Genomic DNA, 1005 nt, shown 5'->3' on the forward strand with positions numbered 1-1005 from the left:
TACCAACAAAATATGGCACAAATATTCTAAGCCACGTTTCTATATTTATTTTGAGTTAATTTCAATTCCATTTCTAAAGGTGTCAAATAATTTAAAGCAGAATGTATTCTTTTAGTGTTGTACCAATTTACATATTGATCAATACACCTGTAAAGCTGCTCACTATCTGAAAAATGATACCTATTTAAGCATTCGTATTTAATTGTTTTAAAAAAGCTTTCAGCTACAGCGTTATCCCAACAATTTCCCTTTCTACTCATACTTTGAGTAATTTTAAGATTTGAATTTAGTAAGGAAACTATTTTATTTGAAGTGTATTGAACACCTCTATCCGAATGAAAAATAAACCCTTCTTTAATTTCTCTATTATTCCTAGCATTTAACCAAGCTTTGTAAACTGTATTTTCTGTAGTCATATCTTTGCTTAAAGACCATCCAACTAGCTTTCTGTCTGCTAAATCTATTATTGTCGTTAGGTAATTCCAATGGTTTGCTACAGGTATATAAGTAATGTCAGATACCCATTTTTTCCCTATTTTTTGACAATCAAATTCCCTATTCAGAATATTTTCTGCTATTGGATTAGCATGATCTGAATCGGTAGTGATCACAAATTTCTTTTTCAAAATACTCTTTAAGCCAAGTAGATTCATTAATCGACCAATATAAGAAACACTGTAATTAAGGCCTTCTTTTGCTAACATTTTTTGAATTCTAGTACTTCCATAAATCTCTTTATTTTCATAGAATATACTGGTAATCCTATTGTTTAAATGGAGTAATGTTTCGTTAAAATTATCTTTTGCCTTTAGCCAATGGTAATAAGAATTCCTACTCACTCTCATGTATTTACACATCTTTTCAACAGAAAAACACTGCTTGTGTTTTAGTATAAAATTATACCTTATCTGTCGCTCTTGGAAAAGATGCTTACCGCCTTTTTTAATATATCTCGTTCCAGCTGGACTTCTTTTAATTCTTTTCGTAGTGAGCGTAATTCTTGTT

1 pseudogene is annotated in these 1005 nt (G+C 30.0%); it reads right to left on the reverse strand.

Annotated elements, in window-relative coordinates:
• Positions 1-26 precede the first annotated feature (26 nt).
• Positions 27-1005: pseudogene (locus tag GMC_RS23330) on the reverse strand (IS3 family transposase); the annotation flags it as partial.

Origin of the sequence: Aquimarina agarivorans, assembly GCF_000218485.1 — a bacterium.
Taxonomy (GTDB): Bacteria; Bacteroidota; Bacteroidia; order Flavobacteriales; family Flavobacteriaceae; genus Aquimarina; species Aquimarina agarivorans.